Source organism: Aeoliella straminimaris, from assembly GCF_024054565.1.
Classification (GTDB): Bacteria; Planctomycetota; Planctomycetia; order Pirellulales; family Lacipirellulaceae; genus Aeoliella; species Aeoliella straminimaris.
Genome location: NZ_JAMXLR010000078.1, coordinates 15376 through 33669 on the forward strand (window position 1 = coordinate 15376; position 18294 = coordinate 33669).

An 18294-nucleotide genomic window follows, 5' to 3' on the forward strand; every position below is an offset into this window, starting at 1 on the left:
TGAGCAACAATGGCGGCAACCGCCGCCATGCTCATCTCTCCCTGGAATGCTCGTATGCCTGCTGAATTCGCTGGATTCTCGCTGGGGTTGCTGCACTTTCTCGAAGAGCTTTCACGCAACAACAACCGCAAGTGGTTCGACGCCAATCGCGACCGGTACGAGAAAGAACTGCGTGAGCCGGCACTCGCCTACATTGCAGCCATGGCGGGGCCCATTCAGAAGATCTCGCCCCACTTTACGGCCGTCCCGAAGAAGATGGGGGGGTCGCTGATGCGAATCCATCGCGACATCCGCTTCAGCAACAACAAGCAACCCTACAAAACCAACGTCGGCATCCAGTTCCGTCACGAACTTGGCAAGGACGTCCACGCCCCGGGGTTCTATTTCCATATCGACACCGATAGCGTGTTTGTCGCCGCCGGGGTCTGGCATCCAGACTCGGACAGCTTGCGGGCAATCCGCGAGACCATCGACGAGTACCCCACCGACTGGAAGCGGGCCCGCGATGCCAAGGCCTTTCGCAACCGATTCGAACTGGCAGGCGACAGCCTGAAACGTCCGCCGCGGGGCTACGGCATTGATCATCCGTTGCTGGAAGATCTGAAGCGCAAGGACCACATCGCCGTGGCCAACCTGGATCACGATGTCCTGTTCGACAAGTCGCTGGTCAAGCTGACAGCCGATTACTTCCGGTCGACTCGCAAATACATGCAGTTCCTATGCGAGGCCGTCGGGGTTGACTACTAGGAACATAGCGTGCCGCCCCACCGCTGCGCTGTGATCGCCGAACCCACCACCACCTCCTGTCCAGGATCGAACGCCATGCTCTTGCGAATTGCAGTTTGCCTCGCACTTTGTGCCGTTATCTCCCCCGCCGTTTCCTGGGCCGAACCGCCGGAGGGATACAAGCTGGTGTGGGCCGACGAGTTCAACGAAGACGGACCGCCCAGCGACGACGACTGGCGGCACGAGAGGGGACTGGTCCGCAACTTCGAGGCGCAGTGGTACCAGCCCCAGAACGCCACGTGCAACGACGGATTGCTGGTGATCGAAGCCCGTAAAGAAGACGTCGCTAACCCCAAGTACGAGTTAGGCAGTTCCGACTGGCGACGAGTCGACCCCGTGGTCCACTACACTTCCTCCAGCATCCAGACGTCCGGTCTCCATGAATGGCAATATGGCGTGTTCGAGATCCGCGCCCGCATCGACGCCCGACCTGGTCTGTGGCCCGCCATATGGACGCTCGGACGGCGCGGCGGTTGGCCAGGCGGGGGCGAGATCGACATCATGGAGTATTACGACCACTCGATCCTCGCCAATGCTTGCTGGCAGGGGAAGAAGCGTTACCAACAGAAGTGGGATGAGGTAACCGTGCCACTCAAGGAGTTCGACGACGGCTGGGCCAAGGAGTTTCACATCTGGCGGATGGACTGGAATGCCGAACGGATCATCCTCTCGGTAGACGATCGCGAGCTAAACACCATCGATTTGGCCGAGGTCGACCGCACCATGGGCACCCGCAACAATCCCTTTCGCCAGCCGCACTACCTGTTGCTCAACCTGGCGGTCGGCGGCACCCGCGGCGGCGATCCGTCCGACACCAAGATGCCAGGGCGCTACGAAGTGGACTACGTACGCGTCTATCAGCGGGCCGATGAATCCGAGCGGCGTGGCAGCGAAAACAGTGGGCGGTGACGCACAAACCAGCCACGGGAAATGGCGGTGAGCGCCAGGAAGTCGTAGGCCGCGTGAGCGATCATGGCGCTGAGGATCTCTTCCCGCCACAGGCTTAGCGAGCCAAAGTACAGCCCCACCAGCGTGGCCAGCCAGAAATAGCTCCAACTAGCGGCATGCACCATGCCGAACAGCAAACTGGCGATCACCAGCCCCAGCACCATGCCGATCGTCGGATCGAACAGGTGGCCGGCATAGGCTATTGCGACGGGCTGGATGGCCCCTCGAAACAGCACCTCCTCGCCCACCCCAGCGGCAATTGAGACAGCCGCAAATTGCCACCAGCGGGCTTGGCCAAACACCAGGCGGACGAACCGGCCCACCAGGCGCCGCAGCCAGGCAATCGGCCGCCACTGGCACAGTAGTGTGGCTACCAGCATTACCAACAACGGGAGCGTGGCGGCCGCCCCCCAGCCGAGTGCGGCCGCCAAATCCTCGCGGGGCCGCATCAAACTGGCCAGCGGCACCCCGCCCAGCCATGCCACGAGCCAGCCGACCACCGCCAGGGTGAGTTCGAAGGCGATTGCCAGGCCCAGAAACGAGGACTTCTGAGCATCGGGTTGACTTGTGGTTGACATGGCTGGCAGGTGGCACACCCGGGGAGGTTTAGACGCTTGACGAACGGCCAAACGCACCGCTACATTGACCGATTCGACACAATCGTTTGGGGCACGCGGGGGCGATGCGGCCATCGCGAGCGAGCCCCCAAGCCTCACGGCGAGGCCCATACAACCCTATACCAGTATTTCCGGCACAAGACCAAGGACTATCCAGGCATGGCCAAGAAGAAAGCTTCCAGTGCGAAGATGGTGTACTACTTCGGCAAGACCAAGACCGACGGCGACGGCTCGATGAAGCAGTTGCTCGGCGGTAAGGGTGCCAACCTGGCCGAGATGACCTCGATTGGTCTGCCCGTGCCTCCCGGCTTCACCATCACCACCGAGTGCTGCGACAAGTATTACCAAGAAAAGCAGAAGATGCCCACCGGGCTGATGAAGGATGTCGAAGCAGCGGTGAAGACGCTGGAGAAGGAAACCGGCAAGAAATTCGGCGACACCGAAAATCCGCTCTTGGTTAGCGTTCGATCGGGCGCTGCAATGTCGATGCCCGGCATGATGAACACCATTCTGAACCTGGGCCTCAACGACAAGTCGGTGGTCGGCCTGGCCAACGCCACGGGCAACGAGCGCTTCGCCTACGACGCCTACCGCCGGTTGATCAACATGTACGGCGACGTCGTGATGGAAGTGCACCACGAGCACTTTGAGGAAGCGTTCAGCAAGATCAAGCAGAAGTATGGTGTGAAGCTCGACAACGAAGTGCCGACCAAAGGCCTGGTTGAGTTGGTTGAAGCCTACAAGAAGGTCTATAAGAAACACACCAAGCAAGACTTCCCGCAAGATCCGATGGGGCAACTGGAACTGGCCATCGAGGCCGTGTTCAAGAGCTGGAACGTCGACAAGGCGATTTCCTACCGCCGCATCGAAGGCATCACCGGCCTGAAGGGCACCGGCGTGAACGTCCAGAGCATGGTGTTCGGCAACATGGGCGACGACTCCGGCACCGGTGTCGCGTTCACTCGCAACCCCTCGACCGGCGAGAACAAGTTCTACGGCGAGTTCCTGGTGAACGCCCAGGGCGAAGACGTCGTGGCCGGTATCCGCACCCCGCAGCCCGTGGCCGAAATGCCCAAGTGGAAGTGCGACGCTGACAAGACGATCGGCAAGAAGGTGCACGCCGAGCTGATGAAGATCAAAACCAAGCTCGAGAAGCACTACAAGGACGTGCAGGACATCGAGTTCACCATCGAGAAGGGCAAGCTCTACATGCTGCAGACCCGTACCGGCAAGCGTACTGGTGCTGCTGCGGTTCGCATCGCCTGCGAGATGGTCAAGGAGAAGCTGATCACGGAAAAGACCGGTGTGCTTCGCATTCCGCCCAACGACCTGACTCAGCTGTTGCTGCCATCGTTCGATCCGGCCGCCAAGAAGAAGGAAAAGCCCCTTACGATAGGCCTGCCCGCCTCGCCTGGCGCCGCCTTCGGCAAGCTGGCCTTCACCGCCGACGAAGCCGTGGAGCGCGCCCACAACGGCGAGAAGGTGATCCTGGTCCGCAAGGAAACCTCGCCCGAAGACGTCGATGGCATGCACTCCGCCGCCGGCATTCTCACCAGCACCGGCGGCATGACCAGCCACGCGGCCGTGGTGGCCCGTGGTTGGGGTAAGTGCTGTGTGGCTGGCGCCGGCGAGATCGAAATCGACGAAAAGGGTCGCAAGATCAAGGTCGGCGGCAAGACCTTCACCCACAAGGACGTCATCTCTATCGATGGCTCCACGGGCGAAGTCTACGGCGGCGAACTCGGCACGGTTGAGCCTAAGATGGGCGGCGACTTCGAAACCGTGATGAAGTGGTCGGACAAGTACCGCAAGCTTGGCATCCGCACCAACGCCGACTCGCCTGAGGATAGCAAGCGAGCCCGCAAGTTCGGAGCCGAAGGCATTGGCCTTTGCCGCACCGAGCACATGTTCTTCGAGCCCGAGCGGATCATTCACATGCGTGAGATGATCCTCGCCGAAGAGAAGCCGGCCCGCGAAGCGGCACTCAAGAAGTTGCTGCCGTACCAGCGGAAGGACTTCGAGGGCATCTTCAAAGCGATGGACGGCCTGCCAGTTACCGTCCGCCTGCTGGATCCGCCACTGCACGAATTCTTGCCGCATGATGCCAAGAGCCAAAAAGAGGTTTCGGACGCTACCGGCATCTCCACCAAGCAGATCAAGAGCCGCGTTTCGCAGCTGCACGAGCACAACCCGATGCTCGGTCACCGTGGTTGCCGCTTGAGCGTGACCTACCCCGAGATTCTCGTGATGCAGGTCACCGCCATCACCGAGGCAGCGATCAACTGCCTGAAGAAGAAGATCGACGCCAAGGCCGAGATCATGATCCCGCTGGTCGGCACCGTGCAGGAACTCGCTATGCTGCGAAAGATTGCCGAAGAGACCATCGAAGAGGTCAAAGCGGCCAAGAAGTACACCGGTAAGCTGCCGATCCTGATTGGCACGATGATCGAGATTCCGCGTGCGGCCCTTACGGCCGACGAGGTCGCGACCGAGGCCGACTTCTTCAGCTTCGGCACCAACGACCTGACGCAGATGACGTTCGGATACAGCCGCGACGACATCAACAGCTTCTTGCCCGACTACCTCAATGAGGAAGTGCTGGAGAAGGACCCGTTCCAATCGCTCGATACCTCGGGCGTGGGTCAGCTGGTTGCCATGGGAGTCGAGAAGGGCCGCCAAACCAACGCCAAGCTGAAGCTGGGCATATGTGGCGAACACGGTGGCGACCCCGCCAGCATCGCGTTCTGCCACAAGGTGGGCCTCAATTACGTGAGCTGCAGCCCGTTCCGCGTGCCCATCGCCCGTTTGGCCGCCGCTCAGGCTGCCCTGAACGGCGAGTGAGCCTCAACAAGCTCTTCTCCCGCTTGGAGAGAGATGAATTGAGGAGATAAAGAAACCCAGAACCTCCGCCGCGACCCACCGGTTGCGGCGGAGGTTTTTTTGTGGAGCAGCACCACTCATTGTACTCGAATAATCGGTTTTCTAGCGTCGCGGGAGTCACGGCTTCGAACCTGACTCAATACCGCCAGGATGCCTGCGATCCGTCGATGTGCAGCAGGAACTCGTGGATGTCGGCTTGCGTGGCCGCGTCCTCCAGTCGGAGGCCGAGTGCCATGATCCCATCCCAAACCTCCCCCCACTCCTCGATGCGGTCTTCGTTCAGCAGTGCCTGTTCCCGCTCGAACAGCGAGCGTAACTCCTCGAACTCCGACCGAGCCTCAAAGGTGCCGTTGTACCAAGTGCAATCACGGTCAGTAGACGTGAGCACGCCGAGCAGGCAGTCACCTCGATAGAGTCGATATTCCACTTCGAGTATCCTCCATCCGCCAACTTAGCTTTTGCTGGAGATCGGTGCGAAGCTCACTCGGCTCTAGCTCCCCGGCGAAACCAGCGTTCAGGTCCGCTTCGGATTCGACACGACTCCCACGAGGCCCAGCACCACAGCAACCACCAGCCCGACAAAAGTACCGATCAGCAGGTGGGCGGTAAGCGATGCCCGGGCATCTGCAGGGAGAACGTAGGCATTGGGCGCGAATAGAAACAGATATACAAGCCACCACGCCAACCCCACCAGCGGCCCGGCAGCGAGGGCCACAAAAGGCGCCCAACTGCGTTTGGGAGACTCAGAGCTCTTCGACGACTTCGAAATCAACCACAACACCAGTACCCCAGCGGCCAACACAGCGGTTGCCAACGCAAGGTGCGGTCGCATGTCGGTGGCTGCAAGAAGGTCGTGCGGCATTTGCTTTGGCTCACTCTGATCTTCAACGCCGCAAGCGGCGCGAAACCTATCTCGGCCAAACTACTTCTGGTCACTCCTCATCCAACTCCTGAATCTCAATCTTCCGGTACTCTACCGGGTGGCTTTCGGACTGGATGGAGATGGTGCCCTTGTCGATCAGCAGGTTGCCGTCGCGATTCTTGACGAACTGCTTGGCCGTGGCGTCCCTCGGGTCGTATTGGGGCTTGGAGTACTCGATCACCTGCTTGCCGTTCACAAAGTGCCTGATGACGCCGGAGCCGTGGACCTCGAGCTCTACGGTCACCCACTCGTCGTCGAAGGTGGGCGAGGTACTGCTGGTGCAGTGCTGGGTGTGCAGCTTGCCGTCCATCTCGACGTGAGTGCCGGGTGTGCAGAGGTTGGCGGTTGGGCGAGGACCTTTGCCCAGGCCGCTCAAGAGCTGTACTTCGATCGAGACGGGAAACTGCTGATCGAGGGCCATGGTCTCGGGCTTCTGGCCGTGGATCATGATGCCGCTGTTCTTGGTGGCCCAGCCGGCGCCACCAGCAAGCTGCTCGCCGACGATGCGATACTCGACCCGCAGCTTGTAGTGGGAGAATTCTTCGTTAAAGAACAAGTGACCGAATCGGGCATCGAATTTCTCGTACTGGTCATAGCCCACCTTCAGGATGCCATCTTCCACGCGGAAGGTGTCGCCAAAATTCTCGCCTGATTTGTGATACCGAATCTTGGGGGTCCAGCCGTCCAGGTTCTTGCCGTTGAAGAGCGGCCGCCACTCTTCTTCGGCGACGGCTACCGCCGCAATCGAAAGGACCAGGCCGAGGGACAATAAACGAAGAGCAAACGAGCGAGGCATGGTTCAGGCTCCAGAGTGTCGAGTCGTAAGAAAAGTCTCTATTGTAATTGCATGGTGCTCAGGAGTACTCCGCCAGATCGTCGTCGGCGCACTGGCGCAAGCGGGCGGAGAATTCGGGTAGCGCCGCTACAACGCGAGTCCACGTCGGCAATGCCGAGGCACCGGAAGGATCAGTGAACACCATTTCACCCGCCGCGGTAATCTGTTCGGCGAATGCCTCGATGGCCATCTCCTCGCCGTGACGGTCGTACTCCAGGTTGTTGAGCAGGGCGTCGGCGTGGTACTGGCGAATGGCGTCCTGGGCCAAACGCAGGTAGCTGTTACGGATGGAGAGCAAGTGGCCCCGCGTGACGACCATGCCCTGGCTCATCAGGGTGCGGAGGATGCTGGTCAGAATGTCGCTGGCCATGCCCATCAAACCCCGGGTGCGATCTTCCAGCGACAGCGGCTGGTGCTTGTGCTCGTAAGCACGGCCGAGGTCGACCTGGCACACCCGCTTGGGCGAGGTATTGCGAAACACTTCGGCCAGCGTGCCGACTTCCAGCCCCCAGTCGCAGGGGATGCGATTCGAGCGGGCGAGCGTCGCCGCCACGGCAAACTCGCCCGCCAGCGGATAGCGGAAGCTACGGACGAAGACCAGAAATTTGTCGCTGCCCAGCACCGAAATCATCGCCCGCGTGATCGGCGTCATCAGCAGCCGAGCGACGCGGCCGTGCATTCGATCGGTGCAGCGGGCGTAGTAGGCCTTGCAGAAATCGAAGTCGAGACTCGGGTGGGCCATCGGCAGGCAAAGCCGCATCAGCATATCGTTGTCGTAATTGACAATGTCGCAGTCCTGCAGGACGTAGGCCTTGAGTCTCGGATCGGCCAACAAGTAGCCAAAACCGGTCCAGACCGCCCTGCCCTTGCCGGCCCGTGAGACGTCGAAGCCAGCCTCAGTCAGCTCGTGGAACAGTTGTTTGCCCCGGGGCCCGTCGGTCCAGAGGATGCGTGCGCGCTCGCCCAGTTGCTTGGTAATAGCATGGGTGGCGCGATAGTCCTCCACCGAATCGGCCCGGTTGAGCACGATGACAATGGTGTCGATGAAGTTGGCCTCGGTCAGTTTGCCAATGATGTTGGCAAACGGTTCGGCCTGCATGTCCGAAGCGGTGATGGGCAGCAACAGCCCAATGGGCGATTCGCGGACACTCCGGGAGAGCTTAGCCTCCAGGGCATCGCGATCCACGGTTCCTAACTCGTGAATCGTGGTAATCGGGCCGTACTGAGCAAAATCGGGCACGCCTGTATCCTTTCGCCAGACATGGGAAACTCGCATGCGATGTGCATGCTGGATTATACCCGAGATTAGTGGCGGTTGGCTATTCGACCAGCAGCCACGCACAAGAACCGCCAGGAAGTGCGTAGTCGCCACTGGGAATCGGGCCACCGGCGTCCTCAAGCAGCGGGCGAAGCGTGCGGCAATCGGCCACAAAGCTGGAAAGATCCAAATCCACGGCGTCGCCGAAATTCGCCAGCACCACGATTCGTTGGCTGCCATCGATGCTGGACCGCTCGAAAGTCAGAACGGAATCGTGGCCAGCGTCCAACAGTGTCAAAGGTGCGTCGGGATGGAATGCCGCGTGGTTGGTGCGTACCGCAAGCAACTGCCGATAGCCGGCATGGATACGGGCGGCCAGGGATCCGTCGTTGGCCAGATGCTGCTCGAGTTCTGCCAAGTCGTACTTGTGGCGATTGATGCGGCGGTTGATGCCACTTTGCTCGACGCCCGCGTAGTCGTTCTGCGAACCAACCAGGCTATGGAAGTACACCGCCGGCATGCCCGGCAGTGCGAGCATCACCGCCTGGGTGGCGAGGAATCGCTGGGCGTGCAGCGCAATGTCTGGCGTCTCGCCCCGCTCGGTGGGCGAAGTGGCGTCGACGTACGTAATGTTCAGTTCGTACGGAGTATCGGTGCCATCGGGTCGGCGACGGGTGTTAATCAAGCCCCCCCGCGCCCGTACGGCCTCGACCACGCGATCGAATCGTTCATCGGGCACCAACCCTTCCAGCGGCCGCACGCCCACGCCATCGTGGCTGGCAGTGAAGTTGAAGAACGTGCAACCGGCGGGCGGCGGATCGAGCGTTTCGAGCCACCGCCGCAGGTAAACCGCGTCGCGATTCACCAGGGCGTCCAACAACAGCGGTGGCAGGCTGAACTGGTACACCATGTGGGCCTCGTCGCCGGCGCCGAAGTAGCTGACGTTCTCCTTGTGCGGCACGTTGGTTTCGGTAAGCACCAGCATGCTGGGGAACGCCTGGGAGGTGGCGTCGCGCATCAACTTCACTGCTTCGTGCGTCTCCGAAAGGTGCAGACAGTTGGTGCCGACCACCTTCCACAAGAATGCAATCGCGTCGAGGCGGACGATCCGCGCACCGCGTTTGGCGTACTCCAGCAGCATCCGCAACATTCGCAGCAACACTTCGGGCTCGGCATAGTTCAGATCGATCTGATCGTCCGAGAACGTGGTCCATACCCACCGCGGGCCGCGTGATGTTTCCACTTCGGTCAGGAGCGGCAAACTTCGGGGCCGCACTACCTCCGATAAGTCGAGCGAAGGATCAGCCTCGACGAAGAACCGAGTATACGGCTCCTCGCCTGCCAGGTACTTCTGGAACCACTCGCTCTGCTGCGAGATGTGGTTGAGCACCAGATCGAACATCAAGTCGACCACTTCGCCGAGTCGGGCAATGTCGTCCCAAGTGCCCGCCTGGGGATCGACGGCCAGATAGTCGATGACCGAAAAACCGTCGTCCGACGAGTAGGGACAGAACGGCAACAGATGGACCACCGCGAGCAGCCGATCGAGTTGGCTGTCGGTGAGCCACTGCCGAAGCGTTGCCAATGGCGTGGCGTCGGGGCTGCGAAGCAGATCGGCGTAGGTGATGAGCACCACATCCCGCTCGCTCCAGGGCGGCCCAGTGGCGGACTCGTCCGTACGGTACTCGTCGACGAGCGCCTGCAACTGCGGTTCGAGTTCCGCTGCCCGATCTCCGTAGAGAACTGTCAAGCGATCGAGCAAAGTGGGTCGCGTGCCCTGGTCGTCCATCGCATTCCTTTCGGTCAGTGCGGCCGTGGGCCGCTAACGCTTTGCTACAGTCCAGCAGCAAAGGCTACAGGTCGTCCATACCGGTGTGATTCGTGATCAAGGTTCGCAGTTTCCGTCGCAACACGGCGTAGCTGTAGAACCGTTTGCCGAGCGTGAAATTCGTGTCCACCATATTCTCGCGGTATTCGGTGTCCTCGATCAAGCGCCGCACCTTGGAGATGACATCCCGCGTCAGGTAGCCGTTCATCGTGATGACATCGAAACCGCGCGGTTCGATGTCGCTGACGAAGATCGAGTACCGGTTCACCAGGGCCGGCTTGCGGTAGTAAAAGGCCTCGATCAAGGCGTTGCCGAAACCCTCATACAAGCTCGGATAGGTGATAATGTCCGCGTGCAAGTAAGCGTCCGACAGCAAGTAGACCTTCTGGCCATTCTCATTGTAGCCCCGCTCCTCGCCAATGCGTTCGGGAATGTACAATAGTTGCACTCCCTGGTTCTCTGCCATCTCCTGCAGTGCGTGCAGGTATTCGTCGCCTTCGTCGCCCGACTCGTGCGAGATAACCAGCTTGCAACGCGGGTTCTTAAGTGCACCAATCAGGGAGATGGCGTGCTCGATGCCTTTGCGAGGCACGACGCGCGTGGGTTGCAGGAACAGGATGTCGTCGGGCTCGATGCCAATCGATTCGCGGAAGTCGGCATTGAAGTCGTCCATGCCCGGCGGCGGCGTATCGAAGTCGAGCACGTTGGGCACCAGGATCGACGACACCCCGCGGCGGTGCGAGAGCGCCCGCTGGGCCTCGGAGTTGATCGTCACATGCTGAATCGATGGCAGCGTGCAAGGAAATGCCATTCGCAACAGGTCGCCGCAAGCGTTGACGCTGAACCGGTCGCGCTCCCAGTAAAAGTCGTGATGGTGGGCAATGGTCGGGAAGTTCGTTTCGGCGACGAACATGGCAATTGCCACGCCCAGGGGAATGTTCATCGGAATGGTCATCGCGTTCTGCACGATGATAATTTCGATCTCGAACTTCCTTGTGAAGTCGTAGAGCTTTCGCTTCAAGTGGTCGGCCAGTGCGAAGATGCGGCGGCTAACTTCCGGATCGCGCGAAACCTGTCCGAAGCACCGCTCGTTGATCCACTGAATGTCGGAATGACCAAAGTAAGCGTGCGGCACCAGCATGCTGATCTCGGGGCTGGTGTCCAGCTTGCCGCCGTACCAGTAACTCACGTGGCGGTGGTCCCACAGCAGCTTGGCCCATTTGGCTGCCTCGAGAGAGACACCGTCGGTGCCCGCAAAGCGGGTACCAACGAAGCCTATGTTGTGGCCTAGTTGCGACATAGCACTGAAGGTCTTAGTGGTGGCAGTGTAGCGAAAAACTCTTTGGCGACGGTGCAACGCAGCCAAGCAAGGCAAACGCCACACCCGAACTGCCTGGAGACGCTGACTCGGTCCACCAAGCCAACGATCAACGGGGGCGACGCACACGATGCTCTCGACGCGGGGGAGCATCGATCGACTCAAATGTAAGCTACGTTGCTTCAGGGGCAAGGCGTAAAATAGGCAAAATCTGCCGCAAATCCGTTACTACCGCGTCAGCCACCACTCCGGCCACCAGGGCATCGCCTTCGCGAAGCCGCAGACTGCGCGCATCGCCAGCAAACAATACGGTCCGGAACCCCACGGCGGCCGCCGGTGCTACGTCGTTCCGCATATCGTTGCCAACGTACAGCGTCTCGCCCGGCGCGATGCCACGGCTGGCTAGTGCCTCGGCCGCGCGGTCATAGAGCCACCGCCCCGGCTTCGCCTGCAGGTGCTCGTAGCTCCAGACGCAAAGCTCATCGGCAAAGCCAAACTCCACGAGCGACTTGCCACCCAGCGCGGGAAACAGCTCGCGTGTGAACGCCTGCGCGTTGCTCACAATGCCAAGCGTAAGCCCAGCACTGTGAATTTCCGCAAGGCAGTCAACCAGTCCTGGCATCGGCCAGACGGGGTTCACTCGAGTTTCGTACTCGACGGCCAGTCGCTCTAGTTCCACGTCTTCCAGCGTGTAGTCGATCGAGCCATTCTCTGGCAGCCGCGCGAGCACCTGGCGCCACACCTGATGGATGTCGACTTCGGGATACTCATACTCCGAGGCCGCATGCTGACGCTTGATCTCGTCGTGCAGCATGGCCACGATGTCGTCGCCCACGCAGCAGGTGAGAACCAGCCCCGCTTCCTCGCACGCCTCCGCGGCTGCGTCGCCTCGACTGGCTCCGCTGGTCAGGCTGATGTCGCCACTAGCGCTGATGAACAGCGTGCCGTACACGTCGAACAGCACCGCCCGGATGCCCTCGATCACCGGCGTCTTGGGTGTCGTGTCGGTGGGCAGCGGCTCGAGCGGCTGGCTGTTTTGACGAATGATATCGGCAGGCGTCACGCAGCTACTCCTCGAACCGGATCGCATGCACGCGGTCGACATTCAAAAAGTGCTCGAGAATCCTCGCCCCGCCCGGTGCTGGCTGAATATCGCTGGGTGGCGGATCCGCCATCACCGTGGCGTAGGTCTCGCCCAACAGCCGGCCGATAGCGTCCAGCGAGTACCGCTCGCGCACCACCGAGGCATTCTGCTCGATGACCTCGGTGGTCTGGGCGGTTGCCGAGAGTTGCGACTCGAGCTGAGGGTTGGCGGCGAACAACTGCTCGCGAAAGCCGCTGGGATCGTTCACGGCCGCGCGAATCACTTGCTCCTGGAACCGGCTGGGCAGAAGCGCGAAATCCACCGAGTTGTCCGACATCACCTTGTCGATGGTTCCCGTGACCTTCGACTCCTCGGCCGTCGGCACCGCGTAGGCTTCGCAGGCCCACTGGTAGGCAATCTGCATGACCTCCGACAGGCTGGCCCGTTGCTCGATCAGCTCCAGCGGAATCTGCAGCGATTCGTACAGCCCTGGGAACTGGATGCCGTACGACTTGAAGTCGCGGGTGATGCCGGGCAGATCGCGGCCGATGAGCGGTTTGCCGGCCATCGGTGCTTCGAGGAACACCATGCCGAAGCCCTCGGCCACGCTGGTGGTGATCATCTCGTCGGCGGCGGCCAGCACGCCCAGGAACTGCGACGTGCCACCGCCACAGGTGTTCCACAGGCAACGCAGTTCGAGCGACTCGGACAACGCCTGCCAGCGTTGATACGAGGGTTGCTCCAGCGGGTTCTCCGGCGCCAGCGTCAAGGCGTGCCAGGTATCCTCGGGACTGATGGCTGCGTGCAGCAGCATCTCGCCCAGGTTCTTGCGGCGGATACCTCGCACGGGATACACCACCAGGCGCGACGACTCGGGGATGCCCAGCTCTCGGCGGACCTTGGCGCCCACCTCGTCGCGTGATTTAAGTTCTGGGAATTCCGCCACGGGGTTCGGCAGCGTGTGCAACCGCTCGGTCGGCACGCCGGCTTCTGAGAGTAGCTCGCGGTCGCGGCTGGTGAGCGTGGCGTAGTGAACCCCGGCGCCGGTAGGATACTGCCGGACGGCAATCTTCTGCGGATCGTCCGTGCCCCAGGCCACGGCCAGGTGGCGGTAGTTGGCCGGGCGGAAGTCCTCGGCGAAATCGTGAATCTCCAGCAGCAGCCGGTAACCCCGCTGGGCCAGCAGCTTCACCGCCCCGGGCCACGATATGTTCTTGCCCAGCGAGTGATTGTGAATGTGCAGCAAGGTATCGTCGGGCGCGAAACCCTGCTCGGCGAGCTTTTCCGCCACCGCGTCCGCCAGCTGCTCCTCATACAGATTGGGCAGCAGCGAGTAGTCCAACGACTCCAGCGGCATCAGCACTTCGTCGAACGGCACCAGCGAGCCCGACTGGATGTCCTCCCACAGCTTGGGGGGCCAACCTTCGTGGCGACCTCCGTACAACACTCCAACGCGTTGGGGCCGCTGATTCGCTTCGAGTTGGGCAAGGGCACGAAGTTGATTGACGATCACCTGCGTCACGCCACCGGCGTTCAGGTGATAGTGGACGAATACGACTTGCATGGGTTGAATCGCGCTATGGCAAACCGAAGCTTCTCACTCTAGCCATCCAAAGAGGCCACGACGAAACGGGCATCTGGGGGGGCAGCGCCAGTGCGATTAGTTCGGCTTGTCGAAAGTCTGGGGGGGCAGCAAGGGCAGCTTGCAATGCCCTACTATCTTCCCCCATCCGGCCAAGATGTTCAACTCGCCTTAAAAAAACAGCGAGGAACCGCCCCTAAGAAGCGGTTCCTCGTTGTGGAGTTTCAACTGATTTTCGCAACTATACCAAGTAGATCGGCAGCTGAACGCCAACGTTCGGCTCCATGGCGTCCGTCTCGGTGCCGTTGTAGTAGTAGTCGGTATCGTACAGCCGCTCGCGCCAATCGGCACGCTCGCGATAGTCGGGAGCCGTCCGGACCAGACGCAGGTCGTCTTCCACTTCCACGATGTTGCGGTCGTACTGATTGCCGTTCAACCGACGCATCGCTTCGTCCCGGCGGTAGTAGGGACGGTACGCGCGACGCGGCACGCGAGTGTAGCCCAGCGTGGCCGACTCGACAGCCCACTTGGTCAATACCGTGCGGATCACCGTGAGCGACAGACCGCCGGTCCGCTCCAGCACCACGGTCTTGGCATCGCGCCAGCGAGCATCGCTGCGGCACAGCTCGAGCAGTTCGATGCCGGCGTTGGTCAACCGGACACAGGTCGAACCATTGGTGGCCCGCTCGATGTCCTTCACCAGGCCCGCATCCACCAGCAATCGCAGGTGGTAGCGCAGGCGATCGTCGGCCTCGTTGGCCAAACCACTACGCAGGACGTTAATGGCACATTCGGTTCCGTGGGCTTCCAGATCGAACAACAGTTGCCGACACAAGTCGATATCACGTTTCATCGGGGTGCACCTCCATTTGCACACAAGACGGGGTGGGTCGCCAACATGCCGCGGCGGGGCGCGATGTCGGCCAAGTGAATACGGGGGGGCGGCGCTCCGCCACATCGGGCCAGCGCCAAGCGGCAGACATCTTCGTCCGAATAGCGATCGAGGGTCAATAGCGGTTTAACAGCTAGCGTTTCCTGCTAGCACCGCCAGCACCAAAACTCGCAACCCGCGCACAAATTCCCCGTAGCTACCGTCGCCAGACGGTGGCCCCCACCATCAACGTCAACAGGAGGAATCTCGCGGACCGCGTGGCGGTCCGGCTATTGCGGCTCGTTGGTTTTGGGTCAACTTCCGGGATCTAGATTCGTGGGCCCAAAACTCCCTGGCCCTTTCGTTGGCGACGTCTGGCAAACCGCTGCTTTTTCCGACGTTTGTAACGACTCCGAAGAGTTTGTCCCCCCGCGTTGTTCCCCGCATGGTTCCGAGGCCGATGCAGAAGTTGACTCAGCGCGTTGTTTCCTGATCACCCCGATCAAGTCGTCGCGAAATTTCTGCAGCGCCTCCCAATCGACCACCGGGCCGGGCGCTGGCCGCTTGCCGTACCGCGCCGGGTTGAGCTTCTCCAGATTCCTGGCCGACTGCTGCCACGTCTGTCCGCGCGGCGGAACCCACTTCGGCGACGCGACCGGCCCATCCATCGGCGGCAACGTCTCCGGCTCAGCCTCAGGCGGTGCAACGGAAGGATTTGGTGCGGCATCCTTGGAAGAGGCGTCGGAAGCATCGTTTGAAGAGGCATGGGCGGCATCCGTCGCGGCATCGCTGGTGGCAAAGTCGCTGGTCGTTTCCCCCGGCGCATAATCTCTCGGCGACCAAACAGGTTCGTAGGGTGGCAGGGTTTCCCCCGGCGTGGCGGAAAGCTCCGGCACCAGGTTCACGAACGCCTGATCGATCTTCCGGCCGAGGTACGCCTCGTCCTCGCGAAACACGGCGGCGTTCAGCACCGCATCTTTGACCTGCCCGGCGAGTTTCACCAGTTCCACGCGCGTGAGCGTCACCTTATCGGCCGCATTGGCCGCATCCCGTCGCGCTTGCCGCTCCAAACGCCGTTTCTCCTGCCGATCAAGCAACCAAGCCGCCGCCCGCCAGTGCGTGTCCGCCTTCCGCTGGATGGCCTGCAGCGGCTTGAGCTGCACCGCCATCTCCGCCCTCCGCACGCGGAGGTCGAAATCTTCGTCAACCGTGCGCTCCCGCTTGATCGTCTTCCGATCGCAATCGACGTAGCGAGCAATGCTGGCCATGCTCATCCCGGCCGATAACAGCGCGGTGATTTCACCTTTTTTCACATCGTCCAACACTCGTGGTCGTGCCATTTTTCGGTTCTCCAGCTCTCGAGGAATGTAAACATGCGTACACTTCATGCTGCATCCCCGTTATACCCCGCAGAGTGTAAAAAAATGAGCACAAACCAAGCAGAAACGCCGAGTTTTCACGTGGATATCCCTCGTTCCCACGCTCCGCGTGGGAACACCTGTCCGACCGCTCCGCGGTCATTGATCCCCCGCACCGTAGGCCGTAACAAGCCCCGCGCAGTTACGGCAGGCCTACAGAGATCATGAAACAGAAGGCAACGAAGGAAACAAAGAAGGCAGTGCCAATTAAAGGGGACATTCTACTTTGCCCAATAAGTAGAATGTCCCCTTTAACTCCCCTAGTTTTTGGACCAGACGGCACCTTGCGCTCTAGACCAAATGAGAACTGAAGTAAAAGCCACGGACAGATATCCAAGTGCTAGCCCAACAGTGCTCGCCACAACCCAAATTGGCCACGGGTCGTCGAGATTCCACCAACAATAAACTTGTATGTACAACATCAAGTGTGGGCCAAGGAAACCGGCCGACACAAGACAGGTGATGAAAACGATTTTACCAGTGGGAGACGTTAGGGTATTGATTGGCAATCTCACCGCCAATAGCAACCACCAGACTCCACCGGCGATCAGATAACACAAACACAATTGCCTAATCTCTGATCTAGTGGATGTGTATGTAGCGATTACACCAGACAGGATCCCAACGAGGAAAGTAACGAACAGAAGTTCCTTGAGTGTGATCCCGCAAGAAAGCCGTCTTGGCACATTGATTGACAACAAAAGGAGTGTGGGAGGGATACCAGTCAGTGAAACTACGAAAACCCCAACTAATTGCCCACCGAACGACGGTCCCTCCTCAATCATAGTGTCTACCCAAATTACATCTGCGACTTTGTACCAATGCGTGATATGAGCGGTCTCACTCTCATGGACCTCACTTCCAAGTTACTGTGCCATCATCCCCAATCGAAATATCTGAAGCGTACCCGTCACTGATACTAGAGCAACCCGTATCACACCCCTGTACTTCAACTGCATGCCACCAATCTTTGCCCGATCGCTTCCATTCAGAAAATGGAGTCCATCCTAATTTCAGTAATTCTAAAGCAGAAATCGAGTGCGTTTGATCATAGCGATCAAGGATCGGCTCTGGCCCACGGGTGCCACTGCTGGCTTGTCGACGTTTGCTTTTTTCGAATCATCAGTATGTCACACCGTTTTCAACTGGTTCGCCAGTTTGCAGAGGACCAGCAGTGCTCTGTGGGAAGCCTCAGTAGCTCGTAAAGTCGGATTCTCCAGCAAACCAATCTGGTGGCACGGCCGATAGCCTCGGCAGTCGTACGTCTTGCTCTGGGCCTTCGGCAGCATACCAGCGAGCACTGCTCCACGGATACTCGATCGCTTTGTCGACCAGGCCACGACGTACTGGATTCAGATGAATGTATTCAATCGATCCCTGCAAGGCTTCAGCCGAGCGAATGTTGCGGTCGTAGCCTGGACCTTCCTGCCAAAATCGAAAGGTCGTCTTGCCCGGCCTTTGCCTGACCGTAAGTCGCTGCACCAGCGGGTCGTTGTCGGCCCGCAGTTGTTGCTTGACTCGATAGCTCAACGGCCGCTTGATCGCAAACAGCAGCTTGTCGACTTTGGCCCCTGGTGCCGTCGGCAGCACCAGCAAATGGACGTGCTCCGGCATATAGACAAAGGCTGCCAGACGCCAGTGGTAACTTGCCATCGCTCGCTCGATCGATTGCGATAGCTGTTCCCGCCGCCAGTCGTCCTCCAACAAGGGCCACCGGTGGTAGCACGAGAACGTCAACTCGTGAATTTCGCCCTGCTGGTCGAAGTGCCGGACTCGTTTTCGATGAGGCTTGGCGGAGGACATGCCGTGAGTATAACACCGTGGCGAGTTGCACGCTAAGCCTTACGCACACTGCTGGTCACGGGATATCGTGGCGGCCCGTGTTTGACCCAACTAGCCGCTCCGACTCACTCCATGGGTCCACCGTCGACAAGCCAGCAGTGGCAC

15 protein-coding genes are annotated in these 18294 nt (G+C 60.3%); 3 read left to right on the forward strand and 12 right to left on the reverse strand.

The annotated features are described in order from the left end of the window. The first annotated feature begins 54 nt into the window (after nt 1-54). Nucleotides 55-747: a DUF2461 domain-containing protein gene (locus NG895_RS23690; protein WP_252855029.1), complete on the forward strand. Its 693-nt coding sequence runs from the start codon at nt 55-57 to the stop codon at nt 745-747. 75 nt (nt 748-822) lie between these two features. Beyond that, entirely contained in the window at nt 823-1695 is an 873-nt protein-coding gene (locus NG895_RS23695) for a glycoside hydrolase family 16 protein (RefSeq protein ID WP_252855030.1), read from the forward strand. On the opposite strand, the gene NG895_RS23700 is transcribed toward NG895_RS23695, so the two are convergent. After that, nucleotides 1644-2312 (reverse strand): CPBP family intramembrane glutamic endopeptidase, encoded by a 669-nt coding sequence (locus NG895_RS23700; protein WP_252855031.1) that lies wholly within the window; start codon nt 2310-2312, stop codon nt 1644-1646. The genes NG895_RS23695 and NG895_RS23700 overlap by 52 nt on opposite strands. Nucleotides 2313-2510: 198 nt before the next feature. Between NG895_RS23700 and ppdK the strand changes: the two genes are divergently transcribed. After that, nucleotides 2511-5192, forward strand: coding sequence for a pyruvate, phosphate dikinase (gene ppdK, locus NG895_RS23705; protein WP_252855032.1), 2682 nt, complete (start codon nt 2511-2513; stop codon nt 5190-5192). A 175-nt stretch (nt 5193-5367) separates the two neighbouring features. On the opposite strand, the gene NG895_RS23710 is transcribed toward ppdK, so the two are convergent. From NG895_RS23710 to NG895_RS23760, 11 genes are all read right to left on the reverse strand, one after another. Then, entirely contained in the window at nt 5368-5658 is a 291-nt protein-coding gene (locus NG895_RS23710; protein ID WP_252855033.1) for a hypothetical protein, read from the reverse strand. Nucleotides 5659-5745: 87 nt separating this feature from the next. Further along, on the reverse strand, nt 5746-6093 hold the full coding sequence (locus NG895_RS23715; RefSeq protein ID WP_252855034.1) for a hypothetical protein: 348 nt from the start codon (nt 6091-6093) through the stop codon (nt 5746-5748). Between the two features lie 70 nt (nt 6094-6163). Further along, entirely contained in the window at nt 6164-6949 is a 786-nt protein-coding gene (locus tag NG895_RS23720) for a 3-keto-disaccharide hydrolase (RefSeq protein WP_252855035.1), read from the reverse strand. A gap of 58 nt (nt 6950-7007) precedes the next feature. Continuing rightward, on the reverse strand, nt 7008-8228 hold the full coding sequence (locus NG895_RS23725) for a glycosyltransferase family protein (protein ID WP_252855036.1): 1221 nt from the start codon (nt 8226-8228) through the stop codon (nt 7008-7010). A 79-nt stretch (nt 8229-8307) separates the two neighbouring features. Beyond that, a complete protein-coding gene (locus NG895_RS23730; RefSeq protein ID WP_252855037.1) occupies nt 8308-10035 on the reverse strand; it encodes an alpha-amylase family glycosyl hydrolase in 1728 nt (575 codons plus the stop codon). 64 nt (nt 10036-10099) lie between these two features. Continuing rightward, a complete protein-coding gene (locus tag NG895_RS23735; protein ID WP_252855038.1) occupies nt 10100-11374 on the reverse strand; it encodes a glycosyltransferase family 4 protein in 1275 nt (424 codons plus the stop codon). Nucleotides 11375-11564: 190 nt separating this feature from the next. After that, the gene (locus tag NG895_RS23740; protein ID WP_252855039.1) at nt 11565-12455 is read right to left on the reverse strand and encodes an HAD family hydrolase; all 891 of its coding nucleotides are present in this window, start codon (nt 12453-12455) and stop codon (nt 11565-11567) included. A 4-nt stretch (nt 12456-12459) separates the two neighbouring features. Further along, complete coding sequence (locus NG895_RS23745) at nt 12460-14040, reverse strand: glycosyltransferase (RefSeq protein WP_252855040.1); 1581 nt, start codon at nt 14038-14040, stop codon at nt 12460-12462. Between the two features lie 259 nt (nt 14041-14299). Further along, nucleotides 14300-14911, reverse strand: a complete 612-nt coding sequence (locus NG895_RS23750; protein ID WP_252855041.1) for a DUF2513 domain-containing protein — start codon at nt 14909-14911, stop codon at nt 14300-14302. 332 nt (nt 14912-15243) lie between these two features. Continuing rightward, entirely contained in the window at nt 15244-16269 is a 1026-nt protein-coding gene (locus NG895_RS23755; protein ID WP_252855042.1) for a helix-turn-helix domain-containing protein, read from the reverse strand. A 1269-nt stretch (nt 16270-17538) separates the two neighbouring features. Beyond that, nucleotides 17539-18150 (reverse strand): REP-associated tyrosine transposase, encoded by a 612-nt coding sequence (locus NG895_RS23760; RefSeq protein WP_252855043.1) that lies wholly within the window; start codon nt 18148-18150, stop codon nt 17539-17541. Between the last annotated feature and the right edge of the window lie 144 nt (nt 18151-18294).

What these genes read in the sequence shown, in the direction of transcription:
- NG895_RS23720 (WP_252855035.1), bottom strand. Translation starts at nt 6,949, where the DNA reads ATGCCTCGCTCGTTTGCTCTTCGTTTATTGTCCCTCGGCCTGGTCCTT.
- NG895_RS23700 (WP_252855031.1), bottom strand. Translation starts at nt 2,312, where the DNA reads ATGTCAACCACAAGTCAACCCGATGCTCAGAAGTCCTCGTTTCTGGGC.
- ppdK (WP_252855032.1), top strand. Translation starts at nt 2,511, where the DNA reads ATGGCCAAGAAGAAAGCTTCCAGTGCGAAGATGGTGTACTACTTCGGC.
- NG895_RS23715 (WP_252855034.1), bottom strand. Translation starts at nt 6,093, where the DNA reads ATGCCGCACGACCTTCTTGCAGCCACCGACATGCGACCGCACCTTGCG.
- NG895_RS23745 (WP_252855040.1), bottom strand. Translation starts at nt 14,040, where the DNA reads ATGCAAGTCGTATTCGTCCACTATCACCTGAACGCCGGTGGCGTGACG.
- NG895_RS23690 (WP_252855029.1), top strand. Translation starts at nt 55, where the DNA reads ATGCCTGCTGAATTCGCTGGATTCTCGCTGGGGTTGCTGCACTTTCTC.
- NG895_RS23755 (WP_252855042.1), bottom strand. Translation starts at nt 16,269, where the DNA reads ATGGCACGACCACGAGTGTTGGACGATGTGAAAAAAGGTGAAATCACC.
- NG895_RS23760 (WP_252855043.1), bottom strand. Translation starts at nt 18,150, where the DNA reads ATGTCCTCCGCCAAGCCTCATCGAAAACGAGTCCGGCACTTCGACCAG.
- NG895_RS23695 (WP_252855030.1), top strand. Translation starts at nt 823, where the DNA reads ATGCTCTTGCGAATTGCAGTTTGCCTCGCACTTTGTGCCGTTATCTCC.
- NG895_RS23735 (WP_252855038.1), bottom strand. Translation starts at nt 11,374, where the DNA reads ATGTCGCAACTAGGCCACAACATAGGCTTCGTTGGTACCCGCTTTGCG.
- NG895_RS23750 (WP_252855041.1), bottom strand. Translation starts at nt 14,911, where the DNA reads ATGAAACGTGATATCGACTTGTGTCGGCAACTGTTGTTCGATCTGGAA.
- NG895_RS23730 (WP_252855037.1), bottom strand. Translation starts at nt 10,035, where the DNA reads ATGGACGACCAGGGCACGCGACCCACTTTGCTCGATCGCTTGACAGTT.